Here is a 5414-nt window from a genome sequence, read left to right as displayed (position 1 = left end):
CTACGATGCACCACGGACCGACCAACCCCTGGTCGAAATCCAATAGCCCGAGCCCCCGGGAAAACCAGGGCGATTCAAGAAGACATCCCGGCAAGTGTGGCGGGGCATTCCAGACGAGGCGGCGGCGGCGTTATTCGCGGCTCTACGCAGCAATCGCGACCGCGCTCTGGTCAGCTTCTATCTGTCTTCGGGGGTGCGGGCTTCCGAACTGCTGGGTCTGCGACATGTCGATCTTGATGCTGGCCGAAATACGATCACGGTGACCAGCAAAGGCAGCCGGGCGCGCGACACAGTTCCCGCTTCGGTCGACTCGTTCGTGTGGCTCGCGCTCTACCTATCCGAGCAACCCCCGATGGAGCCCGGTGGCCCAGTGTGGTGGACGCGACGAGGGAATCCAGTTCCGTTGAACTATCACGCAATGCGCGCCGTACTGAGGAGGGCGAACGACAGTTTGGGGACGAACTGGTCGTTGCACGACTTTCGTCATACTGCCGCATCACGGCTTCTTGCGGATCCAGCGTTCACCCTGGTCGATGTACAGACCATTATGCGGCACGCCAGCGTTACCACTACGCAGATATACACGCAGCCTCGACTCGAAGACCTTGTCGCCAAAGTCCTTGAGCACTATGCCCGACCGCGACCGCCCGGACCGACGATCGAGCCGGAGTACGATTCGGCTGCCGTGGGCGAACTGTTGGGGCTCAAGTTGTGAATCCGGACGATTCGCGAACTAGTGCACAACGCCAGGCGGCAGCGACGCGAGCGGCGTCTGGGCCGTCGGTGATGCTGCTTTCACGGCCGCACTCACCTCATTTACTAACGGCGGAACCGGACAACCGGTTCGCGCCTAATGGAAGGGTCCGCGGCCTGTCGGGGTACGACGCCAACCATCCGCCTCCTGCGCATCCAACGGATGCCAAGGGCGCTGCGTTGCAGCGGCTTTCGGTGGATGCGTTGTGCGAGTTGGCCGAGGACTATCTTCGCGATTCCGAGAGGTGGGCGGGAAAGGCTCGACTGGCCGGCGCTCGCTTGGTGCTAGAGCGGCTAGCGAAATTCCCCGGCGACACTTGGGAGCAGCGCTGGTTGGCCAGCGGCTTCGACAGAGCACCCCGCAGTTGGACGGACTATTTTGACGTGCAAGCGTACTGCGGGCACTCGGTTCCGCTGTATGGCATCAATGTGCTACTGCAGTTGCGGGTACTGCGCCCGTCCTACAGTTGGTTGCTTGACTCCCGAAGCCGGATCATGCTCGGCCGTTTTCTTGACGTCAACGGTGGTGCGGCTCTTCGTGATTTAAGACAGCTACCCGCATATCGCGATGCGGCGGCGAAACTGCGCGCTGATGCTGAAGCGGGACTCGCTCGAGTGCTGATTCGGACCGGGAAGCGGATTGACCAGTTAAGCGGCGATGACCTGTTGTACTACGCCGACGTCGTGAAAACCTCGGGGCGGAATCGGCGCGAGCACCTGATCTGGGAACTACTGGTGCAGTCAGGTCCGCTCGCTGACGAAGCGCCGACCTTGCGTGCTGCCTGGTCAGCGAAGGGCAATTCGCGCCAGCACTCCACTGCGACGCTCGTCGACCGGTACGGTATCCCGGCCTCTGGGGTTAGGGACGTTCTTGTCGGTTATCTTGATGAGCTTCGTCCGGGGATGGATTACGGGTCGCTGGAAGGTTTGGCGTATCGGCTTGGGCGTCTGTTCTGGTGGGAGATTTTGCAGATCAACCCCACCCAAGCCGATCTGCGGTTGTCGACTGAGGTCGCAACTGCATGGCGCGAGCGGCTGGCCGTGACCACTGACGGCCGGCCGAGGCGCGAAGTTCACTCGACTCTGGTTGCGCTACGGGGCTTTTACCGGGACCTAGTTGAATGGTCACACGACGATCCGGCGCGCTGGGGTGTCTGGGTCGCACCGTGTCCGGTTGGCCGTAGCGAACCGCGTGCTGCGTCCAAAGTCAGATTGCGGCAGAAGAGCCGAATGCAGGACCGTACACGAATGTTGACGCCCCTGTTGCCGACCCTGCTCGCCGCTGCTGTCGAACAAAAGCATCGCACCGCGACGTTGCTGGAGCGGGCGGAATCTTGCGGTGATGGCGAAGAGTTCGTGATCGATGACTGTAGGTTTATTCGGGACGCTCCCCAGGCACGGCATAATTGCGCGCGCCAACAGCGTGTGCGCGTTTGGGCGAGACTGGCCGACGGACAGCCGCGACCAATTTGGATCAGAAGCACGGGACAGCGTATTGATGTCACGGCCATGGAGGAAGAGGGCTTTTGGTCCTGGGCAGTCATCGAAACGTTGCGGCACACCGGGATACGCAAAGAAGAGTTGCTCGAAATCACGCAGCTGTCGCTGCGGCATTACGTGGCGCCGACGACAGGTACGTTGGTGCCGCTGCTGCATATCGTGCCCAGCAAGACCGACCGCGAGCGGCTCATTCCAATGAACCCGGAGCTGGTGCAGGTTCTACTTGCTGTCCTTCGTAGAGCAAAAGCCGGTAGCGATCAGGTCCCGCTGTCGGTCCGCTATGACACCAGCGAAAAGTTACACGGCCAACCTTTCCCACACCTGTTTGCTCGACGGGTCGGCGCCCGACAGGAAGTTCTGTCGCCGTTTTTCCTCCAACAAATTCTGGCGCACATAGCATCGGTGGCTGGACTTACCGACGCGGGTCAACCAGTCCGAGTCACCCCGCACGATTTCCGACGCCTGTTTGCCACCGATGCGGTCAACGCTGGCTTGCCCCTGCATATCGCCGCCGCATTGCTCGGCCACTTGAACCTCGAGACCACGCGCGGTTACACCGCAGTTTTCCCCGAACATCTCATCGCAGCACACCAAGCGTTCATCGAACGGCGTCGCGCGCTGCGCGCGGAGGGCGAAAGCCGTGCCGCCGAGGCCGACGAGTGGGCCGAGTTCGAACAACACTTCCTGCTGCGGCGTGTGGCTCTTGGCGAGTGTCATCGGCCATACGGCACGGCGTGCGTCCACGAGCATGCTTGTACTCGCTGCCGATTCTTGCGAGTCGATCCAGCACAGCTGGGCCGCATCGAGGAAATGACCGACAACGCGAACGAACGCTTGGCCGAGGCCCAAGATAAAGGCTGGCTCGGCGAAGTAGCAGCCCTCGAGGAGAGCTTGACGCACCTGCGAGTCCGACGAGACGAAGCCCGGCGTCGACTTGATCGCGGCCCGAACCTTTTCGCCGATACGGCGCAAGAATAAACTCATGGACCTACCCGTCATGCCGCCGCTCTCGCCCATGCTGGCCAAATCGGTTTCGACGATCCCGCGCAACGCCATATACGAACCGAAGTGGGATGGCTTTCGCTCCATACTCTTTCGCGATAACGATGAAGTAGAAATTGGTAGCCGCAACGAGCGACCGATGACCCGCTACTTTCCGGAGTTGGTGGCCGCGGTCAAGGCCGAGCTGCCGCAGCGCTGTGTGGTCGACGGGGAGATCGTCATCGCCACCGACCACGGCCTGGACTTCGAGGCGCTGCAACAACGCATCCATCCAGCCGATTCGCGGGTGCGGATGCTGGCCGAGGCGACGCCCGCGTCCTTCATCGCGTTCGATCTGCTCGCCTTGGGCGACGACGACTACACCCGGCGGCCGTTTAGCGAGCGGCGCGCGGCCCTCGTCGAGGTGCTGGACCCTTCGGCGCCCGGTTCGATCCATGTGACGCCAGCTACGACCGACCTGGGCACCGCGCAGCGGTGGTTCGACGAGTTCGAGGGCGCAGGCCTCGATGGTGTGATCGCCAAGCCTCGGGACGTCACTTACCAGCCGGACAAGCGGGTCATGTTCAAGATCAAGCACGAACGGACCGTGGACTGTGTGGTCGCCGGCTATCGGGTGCACAAGTCCGGCGCCAACGCCATCGGGTCGCTGCTGCTGGGGCTCTACCAGGAGGACGGCCAGCTGGCCTCGGTTGGCGTCATCGGCGCCTTCCCGATGGCCGAGCGGCGCCGACTGTTCGCCGAACTGCAGCCGCTCGTCACCGACTTCACCGACCACCCGTGGAACTGGGCCGCCCACGAGGTCGGCGAGCGGACGCCCCGCAAGAACGAATACTCGCGCTGGAACGCCGGCAAGGATCTCTCGTTTGTGCCGCTGCGGCCCGAGCGCGTGGTCGAGGTGCGCTACGACCACATGGAGGGCCGGCGTTTTCGTCATACCGCGCAGTTCAACCGGTGGCGCCCGGACCGCGAGCCGCGCTCGTGCACCTACGAGCAGCTGGAACAGCCGGTGACGTTCAGCCTCGACGACATCGTTCCGGGGCTCGGCCCGCCCGCCGACGGACGATGAGCCGCTACTGGATGAAGCCCTTCTTCAGTTCGACAAATGAGACAGTGGTACGAGTCAGTGCGGGCTGCCAAACGCTGGTGACTGAACGCTCGAAATAAGTTGTCTCGCTTCTTTACAAGCGAGACAACTATGAGGCTCGGCTTAAGGTGCTGTCTATGGATCCGCACGTCCAGGCAATCTTGTTCGACATCGACGGCACTTTGGTGGACTCCACCAAAGCCGTCGAACGGTCCTGGCGCACGTGGGCTCGGGAATACCACGTTGACGCCGAGGCAGTACTCCAGGTTTGCCATGGTCGACGGACCGAAGACGTCGTCGCACAATTCGTATCATTGCAGCAGCAGGCTGCGGCGGTAGCACGGGAACTCGCCCTGGAAATGGCCGATCTTGATGGTGTCGCGGCGCTGCCTGGCTCGCGCCAGATGCTTGATGCGCTACCACGCCGGCGGTGGGCCGCAGTCACCTCAGGGGAACGTTTGTTGATGACTGCTCGCCTGGAGGCATCGGGACTTCCCGTTCCGCACACCTTGGTCAGCGCTGAAGACGTCGCAACTGGCAAGCCAAGCCCCGAAGGCTACTTGAAAGCGGCGGCGGCCCTGGGCTTCGAAGCCCGGCATTGCTTGGTCGTTGAAGACTCGCCAGCGGGCATCAGTGCTGGCCGGGCTGCTGGAGCGCAGGTAGTGGCCGTCAGCACCACCCACAACGTAGCGGAACTGGTAAGCGCCCATGCGGTCGTGACCGATTTGTCGTGCATCAGTGTCGAAGTCACTGACCGTGGCGTCGCCGTTCTAATGCCCTGAGAGCTTGGTGCACGAAAAACCTTCTCACACAGGAAGAGTCGACCTCGACCTAACGCGTCATCATCGGTTGATATGAAGAACAGAGTCGACCGAGGTTCGCGATCCTGGCCGGAAGTCTGCGCCGAATCGCTAGGTTGCAGGCCAGTTACTGGCGACTACTTGGACGTTCCAGGTAGGTGCTGGGCGGTGCGGTGAATCCGAACTTCCGGTACAGACGGGTCTGCTGCACGATCAGGTGACAGTTTCGGTCACGCGGCCTGAGGGGCCGGTGTGGTCATGATTGCTTCGAATTC

General features: G+C 62.2%; 4 protein-coding genes. All 4 read left to right on the top strand.

Annotated elements, in window-relative coordinates; translation table 11 throughout:
* Positions 1-94 precede the first annotated feature (94 nt).
* The 4 genes from B8W69_RS29295 to B8W69_RS29280 all read left to right on the top strand — a co-directional run bounded on the left by B8W69_RS29295 (position 95) and on the right by B8W69_RS29280 (position 5121).
* A complete protein-coding gene (locus B8W69_RS29295; protein ID WP_245843426.1) occupies positions 95-715 on the top strand; it encodes a tyrosine-type recombinase/integrase in 621 nt (206 codons plus the stop codon).
* 71 nt (positions 716-786) lie between these two features.
* Positions 787-3231 carry a tyrosine-type recombinase/integrase gene (locus B8W69_RS29290; protein WP_085293132.1) on the top strand — a complete coding sequence of 815 codons (2445 nt, stop codon included), beginning with the start codon at positions 787-789 and terminating at the stop codon, positions 3229-3231.
* Between the two features lie 4 nt (positions 3232-3235).
* Positions 3236-4321 carry an ATP-dependent DNA ligase gene (locus B8W69_RS29285; protein WP_085293131.1) on the top strand — a complete coding sequence of 362 codons (1086 nt, stop codon included), beginning with the start codon at positions 3236-3238 and terminating at the stop codon, positions 4319-4321.
* Positions 4322-4476: 155 nt separating this feature from the next.
* Positions 4477-5121 carry an HAD-IA family hydrolase gene (locus B8W69_RS29280; RefSeq protein WP_085293130.1) on the top strand — a complete coding sequence of 215 codons (645 nt, stop codon included), beginning with the start codon at positions 4477-4479 and terminating at the stop codon, positions 5119-5121.
* The last annotated feature ends 293 nt before the right edge of the window (positions 5122-5414 follow it).

Origin of the sequence: Mycolicibacterium vulneris (genome assembly GCF_002104765.1) — a bacterium.
Lineage (GTDB): Bacteria > Actinomycetota > Actinomycetes > Mycobacteriales > Mycobacteriaceae > Mycobacterium > Mycobacterium vulneris.
The sequence above is the reverse complement of the archived record's forward strand: the minus strand, read 5'-3'. Positions and strand labels throughout refer to the sequence as shown.